Source organism: Streptacidiphilus jeojiense, assembly GCF_000719095.1.
Lineage (GTDB): Bacteria > Actinomycetota > Actinomycetes > Streptomycetales > Streptomycetaceae > Streptacidiphilus > Streptacidiphilus jeojiensis.
On the sequence record NZ_JOEH01000010.1, the window covers coordinates 150056 to 164479 of the forward strand.

Here is a 14424-nt window from a genome sequence, read left to right on the forward strand (position 1 = left end):
GCAATTGCCAAGGCATCTGACTTGACGCTGCCTCAGCAAAAGATGGACGATTCAAGGGCGTCACCGAGAGTGCCCCGGCAAGTCCAGGGCGCTACATGATCCTTTGCGCGCTCGTATGCCGAGGGGAGGCAGCTGTGACTGATGCGACCGAATCGTCCGGAAGGGCGACAGGTCCTGTGCGGCGCTATGTCGAGGACATCGACATAGTCACCCAGCAGACTCCTCGAAGGCTGCGCAGACTCCTTACGGCCCTCCTGATCGCATGGGACATGGAGGAGCTGACAGGTGACTCAGTCGTGGTGCTGACCGAGCTGATCACCAACGTCCTTCGGCACGCCAACGTCAAGAGGTGCCGGGTGACGATCCTGGGCGGAAGCCTCGGGCTCCACCTCCACGTCAGGGACTACGACTTGAGGCACCCGCGCTTCCTCTCCAGCCGCGAGCCGTCCGAGGCGGCGCAAGTAGAGGAGGGTCGCGGGCTGGGGATCGTCTCCAGCTATACCGCGGGACTCGACATCGAGATGCTCGAAAACGGGAAGGTCGTCACGGCCTACCTCGCCTTGCAGAAGGCGGGAGTTCGCGATGCCTGAAGCACCGGTCATCCTCTCCTGCGTGCAGACAGCGTCCGTGACGGGCGGTGGCAGGCAGTCGCACCTCCTCTCCCGGTTCGAGACCCGCGATCCCGTATCTGCCGCTTACTGGGTTCTCGCCCGTCTGCTCGACTCCGGCGTGCAGCTCGGCGATGAGGCGTTATGCAGCATTTGGCATGAAATCCGAAGCCTCGGTGGCTTCTTCCAGATTGCCTACGCCCTCGCGCAGGGGTGCCCCTACGTGCTGGAGCTCTCGGCCGGCGGAATCGACCAGCTTTTCAGCGTCCGCCCCACCACGATCGGCCAGCCCATCTGGCTGGCCGACCTGGTTCACCAGGGGGTGCTGTGCTCGACCGCCTGATACCGACGACACAGCTAGTCGTTGAGCGCCGCTACTGGTGCATCAAGACCGCGATGACGACTGACGAAGTCCCACGCGTTGTGGAGCAGTCTCTCGCCGTGCAGGACACCGCCGACCAGGCCATGCGCTGGATGAACCGTGACCTGCGCATTCTCTGGTCCTTGCTCCCGGAATCCGAAGAGGACCGGATGGATGACTGGCTCTTCCGGAAGCAGCGGGAGACCAGGAGGACCCTCACCAACGGCTTCCCCGTCGACTACCGCCTCGACTTCCCCGCCAGAGCCCTCCGCTGGGACATCGCCCCGATTCAGGCCCTGCCGATCTTCTCAGTCCAACCGTCCTGCGTTGGCCCCTCGGTCTCCCGCCTGGTAGGCACCCCGTGAACGCCTGCCAGGCGGGGCACATCCCGCTCGCTGCCGCCGAGCCGCCTCTGCAGCTCGCCACGGGCTCCCGCCGCATCCCGCGGCGGGTGGCAGGCAACCCCTTCCAGGTGTCCTGCCCGCGTCCCCGCCCTCAGCTCCCCCAGCCAGCTGGCCACGGGGCGGGGACGCTTCCAGACTCCGCCCTCGGTGCCCAACTCCATCACCAGGGCGGTGACGGTGCAGCTGATGAGGGGAAAGTTTCAGCTGCCCACGGGAGGTTCGACGTGCGGGATGCTCCGGGGATACACGTCGAACCTCCCCCGTCGGACCGCGTCGGCCAGCTAGTGCCACGCCACAGCCAACCCAGTCCTCCTTCCTGCCGGTTCCATCCGATGCCGGGAAGGACGCCCCCGCCGGCGGACCCTGCACAAGGGGTCGCCAGCGGATGAGGGGGCGGCGAGCCCTCCCGCTCCCATGGATCTCGCCGCCCCCACCGATCGGCGCTTCCGCCTCACGCAGCAGAACCTCCCGATCGCTCCTTCTCTCTGCCTTCCACGGCACTGCCGGACACCAAGCACTGGTGCAGTTGTTCACCCGCCGGGGCGAACAGCTCGCGGACACCGTGGAAGCAGTCCCGACCAGAAAGCCAGGTCATGAGCGTTTCCACGAGCACATTCAGCCCAGCAGAGCAGTTCAGCGGCCTGCCCTCCGGTCCAGAGTTCCTCAGCAGCTCCTTCTCCGGAGGGTGGTCAGCTGGCGCGGACCGCGAGCGAATGCGCGAGGCCGTTGGCAGGGCCTGCGATCACTTCGAGGTGACCTGGCAGCCGGACTCGTTGATCTGGGGCTGGCAGTGCCGCAACGCCAACTTACCTGTTGGCGAAGGACTATGGCTTCGGATGAGTAGTGTCATCGGTGGCAAGAACGCCCGATTCCAAGCCACTTGGGACGGACCTGCCACCGCCGACGCAGCAATGCCGGCAGGTGTTCCGCGCCCCCGTCTGCTCGACTCCGAAGAGTGGACGCAGGACGGCTACTACTACCGGGCCGAGGTCTACCAGCGGGCTGCCAATGGCTCCCTGTCCACGAGCCGACGGCCGCCGGACGGGCTGGAGCTGCCGACCTATTGGTGGACCAGCCTGCGGTCGTCGCTGAACGCCATCTCCCGGGTTCGCACCGACCGCTACCGCATCAGGCCCGACTACCTGCGTTTCATCATGCCGCTGCACCTGGGGACGAGTATCAGCACTCAGACCCGATGGGCGGCAGCGCACGGCGACCTGGTGTGGTCCAACATCGGAGGCCCCAGGCTGTACTTCTTCGACTGGGAGTACTGGGGGTTGGCTCCGGTCGGCTTCGATGCGGCCGTCCTCTACACCTCGGCGCTGGACAACCCGGAGGTGGCCAGGCGGGTGTGGGCCGCGTTCCAGACGCTCTTCGAGTCCCCGGAGGGCCGTTTCGCACTTCTCGCCGCATGCGCGATTTGGCTCGAACGCGTATCCGAAGACATGTTTCCGGAGCTTGAAGAACCGCTTCGTTCTCTCGTCGGGCGCCTCCTCCCCTGATCTCTCCGCAGGACGCCGCAGTCAGGCGGCACCCATCTTGGCACTGAAGGAGTCCAGCATGACCCAGACCGGCACCACCGCCCCCACCCTCATCGACCTGCCGAGGGAGCTCGAAGAGGCCCTGGTCGAGATCAGCGCCACGCTCCCCGACTGGGACATGGTCGCGGGCTTTCCCACGGAGAGCACGCTCGCGCAGTGCCAGGAGCAGATGGGGGCCGTGCCGCTGCTCAAGGAAACCGCTGAGTCCCTGCGCCACGCGCTGTCCGGCGAGGGCGGCGGATACGCCGTGCTGCGTCTGGGCAACCTCGCCGAGGCACTGGGCACCGGCGACCGGTTCCGGCGGCTGGCGGTGGCCCTCGCGGCGGAGGTGGCCGTCCCCTTCTCACCGTTCCCGCGGTGGCCGCTGTGGAAGGACATCGGGGTAAAGGTCGAGAAGGACCCCGGCAAATCCAGCGGGGTCGGGTACAATGCCCACCACATGGACCTGGTGAACGCCACGGTGCCCCCGGACTTCACCACGCTCCTGTGCATCCGCCCTGACCCGCTCGGCAGCGGGCCGAGCATCCTCTCCGACGCTCACGCCGCGGTGGGCCGCCTGTCGGAGGAGAGCCGCGTCCTGCTGGCTGAGCCGGCCTACCACTACGGGACGTTCTTCGACCTTCACGGCGTGGGCGAGGAGTACAAGCCGTTCCCGATCCTGGACGATTCCGCCCCGGACGACGGGTTCGTCCGGTTCACCGCCAAGATGCTGGTGCGGTCCGAGCTGAGCCCGGCGCACGCCGACGCCGCCAGGCAGCTTGCCGAGGAGCTCGTCCGCGGGCAGGTCACGTTCATGCTCCAGCGCGGGGACTACCTCATCGTGAACCAGCGCCGCTTCCTGCACGGCCGGGAGGCGCTCCACAGCGGTCAGGAGGCCGTCCCGGTGGCCGACCGGCGGTTGCTCCTCCAGTTGCTCCTGCGCACACCGGCGTCCCTCGCATCGTGAACGCCTAGATGCGCGACTTCCGCACCGAGTGCCACGCCGCTCCGGCCAGCGCCCGCGTCGATCGGAGCGCGGACAGGTGTTCGTGCTCCCGGTACAGCCGCCAGTTGTGCTCCACCAGCGCGAGCTTGTTGGAGGAGAGCGACCCGGCCCGGCCGGACCGGTAGACCGCCAGCGGTTCCCGCAGACCTCGGGCGGGGTGTCCGTCCCGCATGATCGACAGCCACAGCGCGTAGTCCTGCCTCTTCGGCATGTCCGGCATCAGCCTGGTGCCCAGCAGCTTCCGGTCGTACATGGCAGTCAGCGCGCCGATGTGGTCCTGCACCAGCATGTCCCGGTACGTCACGAACTCGCGTGCCTCGATCAGCCGTCCGTTCGACGTGAAGTCGCACGCCTCGCCCTCGTAGTCGCCAGCGACCTTGTAGTAGGAGGTGAACGTCAGTGGGGCATCGCCCTCGGCAGCGAACGCGAGCTGCCGCTCCAGCTTCTGCGCAAGCCACATGTCGTCGCTGTCGAGGAAGGCCACGTACTCCCCCTGCGCCCTCGCCATAGCGAGGTTGCGGGCCTTGGCCGCGCCGCCCTGCTCGGGTGCCGCCTGCGGCCGCACGCGCTCGTCCTGGCGGGCCAGCTCCTGCAACAGGTCCCAGGAGCCGTCGGTGGACGCGTCGTCGGTGACCAGCAGTTCCACGTCGGCATGGGTCTGCGCCAGCACGGAGCGCACCGACGCACCGAGGGTGGCGGCCGAATTGTGTACCGGCATCACCACAGAAACCAGGGGCACAGCGGTGCTCCTCACCCGGATAGGAGTCGTCATGGACGTTGTTGTCGCCGGTCAGGGCTATGTGGGCCTGCCGCTCGCCGTGCGCGCCGCCGAGGTCGGCCACCGCGTCGTCGGCTACGACGTGGACCTGAACCGTATCAAGCAGCTCAGCGCCGGCGAGTCGTACGTGCAGGACGTGGCCTCGGAGCGGCTCCGCGCAGTACTGGAGTCCGGGGCCTACACCGCCACCGCCGACCCTGCCGACCTGGACGGCTTCGACCTCGCGGCGATCACCGTTCCCACGCCGCTCAGGGACGGCGTGCCCGACCTGTCCTACGTCGAGTCGTGCGCCCGGACGCTGGGCAGCCGCCTCCGCCCCGGCGCGACGGTGGTGCTGGAGTCCACGACCTACCCCGGCACCACCGAGGAGATCCTCCTGCCACTCCTGGAGCAGGCTTCGGACCTGAAACGCGGGGTGGACTTCGGTGCCGGCTTCAGCCCCGAACGCATCGCCCCGGGCAACAAGCGCTGGTCTTTCGAGGGGACGCCCAAACTGGTGTCCGGAATCGACGACAAGTCCCTCAACACGATCAAGGCGTTCTACGACACCATCTTCCAGACCACGGTTCCGGTCTCCGGACCGAAGGTCGCCGAGATGGCCAAGCTGATCGAGAACGTCTTCCGATTCGTCAACATCTCCCTGGTCAACGAGCTGGCAATGCTGGCCAAACCGCTCGGCGTGGACATCTGGGAGGCGATCGACGCCGCCGCGACCAAGCCCTTCGGCTTCACCAGGTTCACCCCGGGACCGGGCGTCGGCGGGCACTGCCTGCCCATCGACCCGCTGTTCCTGGCCTGGAAGGTCAAGCAGGAGCTCGGCGTCCCCTTCCGGTTCGTGGAACTCGCCGACGACGTGAACCGCCACATGCCCGACTACGTCGTGCAGCGCCTCACGGAAGCACTCGACCAGCGCCACCTGCCTGTCGAGGGCGCCCGAATCCTGCTGCTCGGCATGACGTACAAGATCAACGCCACTGACCTGCGCGAGTCGCCCTCGGCACGTGTCGCCGAGCTTCTGATACGCCTCGGCGCCGACGTCCGCGGCGCCGACCCCAACGTCCAGCCTGGCGATGCCACGAGGGTGAACGTGCCCCTGGTGGACGCGACTCCATTGGAGATCGCCGCCGCAGACGCCGTCGTGCTCCTCATGGACCATGCACGATTCGACCTCCCGATGATCGAGAAGAACGCACCCTACGTCCTCGACTGCCGAAACCGCCTGTCCGGACCGAACGTGGAAACCCTTTAAATCCTAGGCCCCCCCGAATTACTGCCCTCTATCCAACTCCGGGAGTCGCCTTGCGCAACGAATGGGAGCACGCCCACACGGACTACACCGTGCCTGCGCAGCGCCGGATTCCTGCTTCGCTGGCCGAAAGCGAAGGCGAATGGCGCGACTACTTGGAATGCTCCACCCCCAACGGCTGGCTGATCCGGTCCAACGCCATGACGGAAATGCTCGTCAGCGGAAAGCCGATGCACCTCCTGCACACCACCAGGAGCATCGACGCCATCCGAGCCAGCCGACAGTTGCACGTCTCCACCGGGTGCCTGGTCGGAGCCCTGTACTGCTCGCCCCTGACCAGCCAGCGCGGGCGACTGCGCCCCCACAACCTCGGCGCCTACCTGCTGCGGACGAAGCCGTCCTTCACTCCCATGATCTTCGAGGTCACCCCGGACGCCCCGGTCCAGCCCAAGGGCATCGACTACCTGCACCTCGGCACCATCCACCTGCGCACCTACCAGCGCTACCAGAGCTTCCTTACCCCTGCCGAGAACCGCCAGCTCGCCCGCGCTGTGCCGGCCCGGGTGCGCGCCGCCGCGCCCTTCCTCGACCTCGCCCTGCTCAACGCCGTCGGACGCGCCACTGCGGCAGGCGACTTCATCGACCAGCTGGCTGACGCCGTGGCTCATGTGCCGTTCCTCGGCTACCTGTACTTCGAGGTCCTGTCGGAGTACCTGATGCTGCACTCCACATCTCCGGAGACCAGGGCCTGTGCCCAGGCGGGGGAGCTGAACAACTGGCTCTACAAGCGACTTGCCTTCGCTGCAGTGGACACCATGGACGCCCTGTTCGACCTGGCCCGCTTCAGCCCGCGCCATCACCGGCTTGTCCAGCTCATCGAGCGCATCGAACCATCCCTCGCCTCGGGGGCGGCCGAGTACGTCCGGGGACGGCTGTCCCACCTATTCGCCCGGACCGCACTGGACCCCTCCCAGGACGCGGCAGCAGTCACCTTCCAGGACGTCGAACTCAGCACGCTCCAGAACGCCGCGCCCGGTCTCATCGGACAGGTCACCTTCCGCGAGATCCGGTACATGGACCGCTACCCCCAGCTGTACCACTGCTTCGAGAAGGCAAAAGCGCTGGAGGCATGGGACTACTGGAACAGCGAGGGAATACCAACACCCTTCAATGGAATTCTCCCGAAGGGGGAAATCGGGATCAATCCCGTCTACCCCCGATCGACGGTCAGGGCATGGACGGCAGAACTGGACGACAAGGGATATCTGCATCCCGCCGATGAGATCGCGGCCGATTTCGCACCACACCTGGCGTCGTGGTGGGCACCTCCCCGCTTGCGCGAGATACAGAACACCACCAACAACCCCCGAGAGAAATCGGCACTGGAATCCCGATCTTCTATGTCCAGCCACCTTTCATTAATAAACGGAGCCTCCGCATGACCACCAAGCTGCTGAATGTCCTGACCGGCATCAACCGCCCGGCCGCACCCTCGTCCGGCGGCATGATCCTCGTCAACGACCTCTACCGCGCGATGCCAGAGGCCCACACGACCTTCCTGGGCAGAACACCAGTCGATCAGGGTTGGGGCGATGCGTTCGATCAGCTGGTGCTCCTCTCCACGTCGAAGCACCCCCAGGGCCCCGGCTACGGCGCCTATGTTGACGAGCTGACCCGTGAGGTCGGTGCACTCATCGAGAAGATCCGCCCGGATGTCATCCACGCCCAGTACCCCGGGCTCGCTCTGAGCCTGGCCTTCACCCGGACCGCTGGCGACATCCCGATCATCGCCATCGCCCACGGTCCCGACGTCATGACCGCTGAGCGCAACGCATCAGAGCGCCAGAGCCTGAACCAAGTAGCCGCAGCAAGCGCCAGCATCGTCGCGCCGACCCCCGCCTTGGCTGCCCGCATCGACCGTCTCACCGGCCGCCGATTCACCGAACGACTCACCGTCATCCCGTGGGGTATCCCCCTGGGCAGCGTCCGGGGACGCGATCAACCGTCGGTCGGTACCGGACCGCTGTCGTTGGTGCACGCCGGGCGCCTGGACGCCAACAAGTCCACGATCACGGCCATCGAGGCACTCTCGATGGCCGATCAGCCGCACCGGCTGACCATCATCGGCGACGGCCCGGAGGAAGAATCACTCCGTGAGCGCGCCCGGTCTCTCGGCCTCCAGGACCGGGTGGTGTTCACGCCGTTCATGCCCCGCCAGCAGCTGTGGGAACGACTACCGGAATTCGACGCCTTCGTGTTCACCACCGCCGGCTCGGAGGCGTTCGGCCTGGTGGCCGTCGAGGCGCAGGCCCATGGGCTCCCCGTCGCCTTCTCGAACGTCGCTGGAATGGCAGACACCCTGGGCCAAGCTGGTAACGCGTTCACGGCTGGCAACCCAGCGAGCCTGGCATCCGCTCTGGATGAACTGGCCCGCGACGTGCGCTGGCGCAACGCCCTGATCCGCGCCGGTGAGAGCAACTCCCGCCGGTACAACATCACCACCACTGCCCGGCAATTGGTGGACATGACCGCCAAGGTCGTCTCCGCCTCCCGCTGCTGACCAGCCCTCCCACTACATTGTGGGACCGGACGGGAGTTCGATCTCTCCGAGTGTCGAGGGATCATGGGCCGGTGCATATCGGTTGACGGCCGCACGGCCCTGCTCAGCCTGGACCGGCCCCTGTGCGGTTGTCCGCCGAGCGAGTTCAGCACGAAGGCCGACTGCACGGTGTTCGGCGCCGGCCGCTGTGCCGCGTGCAGCGGCAACCCCTCGCCTCAGCGCAGCCGCTGCCTCGACGTCCTGCTGCTGAGCGCGGTGGAGCAAGGGGCCGAAGCCTTCGCTGAGCACTGACTCTTCAGCCAGCACCTCGCCGTACTGCGCAGCAGAACCTGCCGAAGCCGCGAGTCCATCAGCGCGCTTCTGAAGCTGTTGAACGCCCTGTACCACCTCGCCGAGTTCCTGGAGCAGTTCCGCCTGGCGCGCCCCGGCGTGCTCACGCTGGTCACCCCGGAGTACAGGTCGCCCGAATCGACTGACTGCGGCCAGGTCCTCGCGCAGGCGGCCGATCTGCTGACGGATGGCCTGTTCAGCTGCGGTGCTCTCGATGAGAGCTTCCGTCACGGCCTGAATCTCCCTGATGGCCCCGGCCCGTTCGGTGATGTCGTCTCGGCGGCGCATCAGGGACTGAACGTGGGGTCCGCGATTGGCGGCTGCCTGCTGCCCTGCCTGGTCGGCGCGCAACTCGGCTTCCTGTGCTGCGACCCGGGTCGCCTGCACGGCAGCAGTTGCTCGGCGGAGCGCCGCGCGGAGGCCGTCGGCGTCCAAGCGGGTGTAGGGGCTCGCGGGCGGGCCAGTGAAGGGCTCGGCTGGAACGTAGACCGGTCCGCTGTTCGACGTGTACGGGCTGCGTTCGTTGAGCTCGGCAGGCTCCTGGTCTTCGGGCTCGTCCTGGCCGGTGCCGGGAGCGCGGGGAGTCGGCAGCGCCGCCACGATGTCCCGGAGGTGGGCGGGGACATCCTTCTTCGGAAGCTCGGTGAGGATCATCTTCTCCTCGGTGCCGGTCTCGACCTCGCGGATGAGTCCGGCGACGGCGCGGTCCACCCGCTCCTGGTCAGAGGCGGGGGCTCCGGCGCGGGCGCGGTCGGCGTCGGTCTCGTAGGCGGCAAGGGGGAGGAAGAGGTGCGTCTCCTGCTTGTCCCGCGACATCATGGTGTACAGCGCATTCGCCTGGGCGCCGGGGCCGTAGACGAGGGTGTCTTGGACGCTGAGTCCCTGGCTCTTGTGACCGGTGATGGCGTAGCCGAGGCTGAGGCCACCGCCCGAGATGTAGTCGGCGTCCACCCATTCGGTGACGTCGCGCTCGCCGTCCTTGGTCTTTTCCCGCCATTCGACCAGCACTCGGCGTTCGGCATCCACGGCGCGGATGATTCCCCGGAAGCCGTTGAGGACGTCGTCGTGCTCGCCGCGGGTCAGGCGTGAGCGGTAGTCGTTGGTCCGCAGCAGCACCTGGTCGCCGACCGAGATTGCGAGTTCCCGGCCGCCGGCCAGGGCATAGGTGTGCTCCGGGCCGGGGAGGTGGCCCTGCTCTTTGCGGATGGCGCGGGCACCGAGGTTGAGTTCTTCGACGGTCTCGTTGGTCGCGGCGAGCATGAGGAGCTGCTGCACGGCGGTGTGGTCGTCGGTGTAGGTGCCGCGCTTGTCGGCCCAGAGGGTGAGCATCGCGGCAAGGGTGCTGTCCTTATCGGTGAGGGCGTGGACTCGGCCGGTGCTGACGAAGGTGCGTAGTGCGTCCACCCGGTTGTCGTCGCGCCACAGCTCCAGCGCGCGGCGCTCGATGGTGTCCTTCTGCCGGAAGTTCTCGTCCAGTTCGAGGCCGCCGACCACATGGTGGACCGCGGCGAAGGACCCGCCGATGCCCGGGGAGTGGAGTTGCTTGGGGTCCCCGATGCCGACGACCTTTGTGGCGGTCTGCTGGGCGAAGGCCAGAAGCAGGGCAACGCCGCGGTCATCGCACATGGCGGCCTCGTCCACGACCAGGACGTCAACACCCGCGAGGCTGACAGTGCCGGTGCTGAGGCCGAGCAGCCAGGACGCCATGGTGCGGGAAGTGATACCGGCTTCGGCCTTCAGGTTGGCGGCAGCGACCGCTGCGGTGCTGGTGCCGGCGACGACGAGTCCCTCTGCCTCCCATGCCTGGCGGGCGGCGTCCATGAGGGTGGTCTTGCCGGAGCCTGCGACACCGACTACAGCGTCCACGCCGTGCCCGGCGGTCAGCAGGCGGTGCAGTACCTCGCGCTGCTGGGCCGAGAACGAGAACCCTGGACCGTGCTGGGCCTCGACGGTGGAGAGGGTCATCTCCACCGTCAGCGGGCGGACGACGGCGGCGTTCTCGTTGAGGCGGCCGGTCGCCTCGGTGATGATCTGGGCCTCTGCGGCAATGACATCGGCGGTGGTGTACCGGTCGGGGTGGGAGAAGTGTTGGGCGCCGCGGGGGATGAGCTTGACGGCGTGGCCAGCGTGCTTGAGGACGGCTGCGGTCAGCTGTTCAGCCTCGTCCGCGCTGCCGATGCCGTACGGGAGGGCGTCCAGGACGGCGGCGATGGCAGCGGCGTGGGTGAACTCCTTGCTGTGGCTGGTCAGTCCGTTCTTCGGGTCGAAGACGATGGCGCACAGCTCGTTCAGGTCGGGGTTCGCGGACGAGTCCGCTTGCTGGAGGACCTCGGCCGCGATGGCGGCGGGGTCGTCTCCGGCGGCGCGGCCCTCGGCCTGCCAGTAGGCACGCAGGACGTCGTCCGCGACGCCGGTCTCCCCGTTCTTGGGTGCCTTGGAGACGGCAGAGGCGGCGGTGCGTTCGCGCAGGGTGGCGGTTTCGTAGGTGAGTCCGAGCTTGTCGAGCAGTTGGCGCACCTGGCTGTCGCGCTTGCTGAACAGGCGGACGGTGGCGGCGGGGATCGCGGCGATCTCCCAGGCTGCGGTGCGCTCGTCCTGGCGGAAGGAGATGCCGTAGCGGTCGGTGAGCTCGCGGCGGATGCGTGCGTTCACCAGGGACTGGGTCGCGCGGGCGTGGCGGTGCAGGTCGCGGCCTCCGGCGGCGACGGTGGACCACTTCCCGTCCTCGCCCCGGACCATGTTGGCCAGGGTGACGTGCAGGTGGAAGTGAGGGTCTCCGTAGGGAGCGTCGTTCACTGGCCTGGCCGCGCGGTGGATCATCACCCAGCCGGAGAAGCCACTGGTGGCGACAGTTCCGGCCTCTTCGCCGTCGCCGTGGTGGCCGCGCATCGCGTAGGCGGTCCACCCTTCCAGCGCGCTGATCCCCTCGCGCCCGGCCGCAACGTAGATCGCCTCCACGTCTGCGGCCACGTCGTCGTCGGCGTAGGCCAGTAGCACCGACTTGGACTTCGACAGGTCCAAGGTCATGTCGGCGCCGCGATTGCCGACCTCCACCCGGCCCTCGCGCCGGGCCACCTTGATCTCCTCGGTGTCCCATACGGATTCCGGGTCCAGTCCGGCTGACTTGGCCATGGATATGGCCTCGTTGACGGCTATGGGGAGGTCGCGCAGGTGCTTCTGTGCTTCACCGCGAATCTGGAGGTAGCGGTGCCGCACAGAGGCGGCGGTGAACAGATCGGGGGCCTGTGCGCCGCGTTCGCGGGCTTTGGCATCGACGGCGCGCAGCAGGGGGCGGGCATCCAACCGACCGCCGGCCTCGGCGGTGATGGCTGCTTCCAGTGCCTTGGCGGTGTAGAGGTCGGTGGGCTCGATGCCGACGGCGGCGGCCAGCTTGAGCAGGTGGGACACCGGCACCTTGTGGGCCTCGCCGAAGCGGTTCACCTGCCGCTGCATCGTGCCGAACATGGTGGTCTTGCGCTTGGAGTCGAGCAGCGATTCCGGCTTGCGGCCCTGCTCGGCGGCGGCCCTGCGGATGGCCCGGACCAGCGGTGCGGCGGGCAGCTTGGCGGCGGGGGCGATGGCGAGCTTGGGTTCGACCAGTGTCTTGCCGGTGCGGGGGTCTTCGCCGCGCATCAGACGGCGGGCGGCGGGGAAGTCCGCCGGTCCGAGGGTGCTGCCGGGGGCTATGCCGAACTCGTGCAGTCCCTCGCCAATCCAGACGAGGGGACGTTCGGCGGCGTCGAGGTGGTAGTCGAGCTGGCCGTCTGCTGCGGCGGGCATGAGGTCTTCGCCGTACAGCTCGCTGGCATTGAGACCGGCAGCAGTGGCCACTTCCACGGCGTCAAAGCTGTTGATCTTGAGGGGCTTGCCGTTCCGGAGGGCTGAGCGCGCCTTGTAGAAGATCCTCTTCGCCTCAGCGTCACCGAGCAGCTTGCCGATGCTGGTCCCGGCCTCGGCGGCTGCTGCTTCGACGGCCGCGACCAGGACGGCGGCATCCACGGTCGTGCTGGTGCCGCAGCCATGGCCGCCGGTGAGGCGGTACTCCACCTGCTCGTCGGACGGGCCGATCATCGTTACCCACGCCATCGGCCCGCCCTCCCTTCGATCAGATTCGGTCTGTTGTGGTCAGAGTATCGTCACGGAGTGACGATACCTTGGTCCTTTCAAATCAAGATCAGCTAACAGGGGCCGGAAAGGCATCCGTTGGCTGCGGAGGCTGTGGGCTCGGAGCAGCGGGGACTGCTGCGGCTCGCCGAAGACGCTGTTACCTCGGACTGCCGTAAGCGGCAGTCCGTCTCGGGGCGCCACAGGCCGTTTCGGTCCGGTGGCGATTACCTCTGGGAAAACCTGAACGGCCCCTGCCAGTAGGCAGGGGCCGTTCAGGTTCGAGCAGATCAGCGAGGCAACGGCCAGTCGCGAGGCGGGATCGGGGCCTTGCCCCGGACGTCGCGGTCCGCCTCGTCGGTGCCGCAGAAGGTGCAGATCCGGATGCTCCGGTCCGTCGTGACGCGGGAGCTGGCGGCGTTCTCGCCAAGGGGGCCGGTGCAGCGCGGGCAGCGCGCGTCGGTCATGGTCAGCCCTCCGAGTTCTCGCGGGCGGAGTTGAGGATCAGGTTCCAGACAGCGCGGGAGTAGGCGCGTTCCGTCAGCGGGAGCAGGGCGGGGATCAGCTCGGCGTTCTTGGCGCCGGGGTTGTCCGCGATGGCCGTGCGGGCGAGTTCGAGGCGCGGGTCTCCCTGGTAGGGGAAGGCGACTGCCTTCCGGCCTCTGGGCCGGCCCCCGGCGTGGCCGCGGCCGGGGCGGTCGGCGACGTACGCCCACAGCTTCCAGCGTTTCCACTTCGGGCGGTCCCGAGTGGGGAGGCGATCCCAGTCGTCCGGGGCCGGCCAGCCTTCCGGTGGATTCTTGATGTAGCCGGAGATGGTGTCGGAGTTCGCGAAGCCACAGACCTTGGCGGCCTCGGCCGGCCCCAGTAGGTCTTCCGGGTCACCGGACAGGTCCGGCGTGTTGGTGGTGGCTGCGGCGGCGCGGGTCCGGAGGTACTCCCGGTGCCACGGAACCCAGACGGCTCCGTCCCAGTGCATGACGCCGTTGACCGTCTCGGCCGGAGGGTGGCCGTTGTTCTCTCGGTCGGTCCACAGGTTCTGCAAGGTGGGCACGCTGATGCCGTGGGTCTTGTGCAGGTCGGCGCGCGAGTAGAGCGTGCGGCCGTTGTCGCGGTGCACTGGGTGCTCCTGTTCGTCCTCGGTGTCGGCGGGGGTCTGCTGGGTTACTCGTCAGCTGCGGGGCCGGGGTTCGGGGTCCAGCTGCACTGGCCTTCTTCGGTGATCCGGAAGCAGAGCGCGATGTCGTCCGGACTGACGGCCGCGGCCCAGTCCACCTGGTCGGGGTGCGCGGGCGGGAGGTTGAGCACGATGTGTCCGGCCACGGGTGCGATGTCGTCCACGACGACGAAGGTCTCATGCTCTGTGGCACCGACGCTGTTACCTGGCCGCAGCTTGACGTAGTCGCCTGGCTCAGGATTTCCGTGCGGCGCTTGAAATACCATGGTCTTGTCTTTCTCTTGGTGAGAGGACGCCCGATGGCCAGCGCCGTTGCCCATGTGCGCTGGC

Annotated in this window: 12 protein-coding genes; 8 read left to right on the plus strand and 4 right to left on the minus strand. The window is 67.7% G+C overall.

The window, feature by feature from the left end:
- The first annotated feature begins 134 nt into the window (after positions 1 to 134).
- The 5 genes from IF29_RS0115460 to IF29_RS0115480 all read left to right on the plus strand — a co-directional run bounded on the left by IF29_RS0115460 (position 135) and on the right by IF29_RS0115480 (position 3860).
- Positions 135 to 590, plus strand: coding sequence for an ATP-binding protein (locus IF29_RS0115460; RefSeq protein ID WP_157623758.1), 456 nt, complete (start codon positions 135 to 137; stop codon positions 588 to 590).
- Positions 583 to 951 carry a hypothetical protein gene (locus IF29_RS0115465; protein ID WP_030254574.1) on the plus strand — a complete coding sequence of 123 codons (369 nt, stop codon included), beginning with the start codon at positions 583 to 585 and terminating at the stop codon, positions 949 to 951. The genes IF29_RS0115460 and IF29_RS0115465 overlap by 8 nt, the downstream gene beginning before the upstream one ends.
- Positions 936 to 1334, plus strand: a complete 399-nt coding sequence (locus IF29_RS0115470; protein WP_030254577.1) for a hypothetical protein — start codon at positions 936 to 938, stop codon at positions 1332 to 1334. Before IF29_RS0115465 ends, IF29_RS0115470 begins: the two co-directional genes overlap by 16 nt.
- Positions 1335 to 1966: 632 nt before the next feature.
- Positions 1967 to 2875 (plus strand): hypothetical protein, encoded by a 909-nt coding sequence (locus tag IF29_RS0115475; RefSeq protein ID WP_157623759.1) that lies wholly within the window; start codon positions 1967 to 1969, stop codon positions 2873 to 2875.
- 58 nt (positions 2876 to 2933) lie between these two features.
- On the plus strand, positions 2934 to 3860 hold the full coding sequence (locus IF29_RS0115480) for a TauD/TfdA family dioxygenase (protein WP_030254583.1): 927 nt from the start codon (positions 2934 to 2936) through the stop codon (positions 3858 to 3860).
- Between the two features lie 4 nt (positions 3861 to 3864).
- Here the strand turns inward: IF29_RS0115480 and IF29_RS0115485 are convergent, their stop codons facing one another.
- On the minus strand, positions 3865 to 4638 hold the full coding sequence (locus tag IF29_RS0115485) for a glycosyltransferase family 2 protein (protein WP_030254585.1): 774 nt from the start codon (positions 4636 to 4638) through the stop codon (positions 3865 to 3867).
- Between the two features lie 31 nt (positions 4639 to 4669).
- On the opposite strand from IF29_RS0115485, the gene IF29_RS0115490 reads away from it, so the two are divergent.
- Genes IF29_RS0115490 through IF29_RS0115500 form a run of 3 tightly spaced genes read left to right on the plus strand, consistent with a single transcriptional unit; the run spans position 4670 to position 8483 of the window.
- On the plus strand, positions 4670 to 5926 hold the full coding sequence (locus IF29_RS0115490) for a nucleotide sugar dehydrogenase (RefSeq protein ID WP_030254588.1): 1257 nt from the start codon (positions 4670 to 4672) through the stop codon (positions 5924 to 5926).
- 50 nt (positions 5927 to 5976) lie between these two features.
- Positions 5977 to 7365 carry a hypothetical protein gene (locus IF29_RS0115495; RefSeq protein ID WP_051725359.1) on the plus strand — a complete coding sequence of 463 codons (1389 nt, stop codon included), beginning with the start codon at positions 5977 to 5979 and terminating at the stop codon, positions 7363 to 7365.
- Positions 7362 to 8483 carry a glycosyltransferase family 4 protein gene (locus IF29_RS0115500; RefSeq protein WP_030254593.1) on the plus strand — a complete coding sequence of 374 codons (1122 nt, stop codon included), beginning with the start codon at positions 7362 to 7364 and terminating at the stop codon, positions 8481 to 8483. Before IF29_RS0115495 ends, IF29_RS0115500 begins: the two co-directional genes overlap by 4 nt.
- A gap of 12 nt (positions 8484 to 8495) precedes the next feature.
- On the opposite strand, the gene mobF is transcribed toward IF29_RS0115500, so the two are convergent.
- The 3 genes from mobF to IF29_RS47640 form a co-directional block, all read right to left on the minus strand.
- The gene (gene mobF / locus IF29_RS0115505) at positions 8496 to 12899 is read right to left on the minus strand and encodes a MobF family relaxase (RefSeq protein ID WP_084714294.1); all 4404 of its coding nucleotides are present in this window, start codon (positions 12897 to 12899) and stop codon (positions 8496 to 8498) included.
- A gap of 487 nt (positions 12900 to 13386) precedes the next feature.
- Positions 13387 to 14037, minus strand: coding sequence for a hypothetical protein (locus tag IF29_RS0115515; protein WP_051725361.1), 651 nt, complete (start codon positions 14035 to 14037; stop codon positions 13387 to 13389).
- A 44-nt stretch (positions 14038 to 14081) separates the two neighbouring features.
- The gene (locus tag IF29_RS47640; protein WP_332262542.1) at positions 14082 to 14414 is read right to left on the minus strand and encodes a DUF6211 family protein; all 333 of its coding nucleotides are present in this window, start codon (positions 14412 to 14414) and stop codon (positions 14082 to 14084) included.
- Positions 14415 to 14424 lie beyond the last annotated feature (10 nt).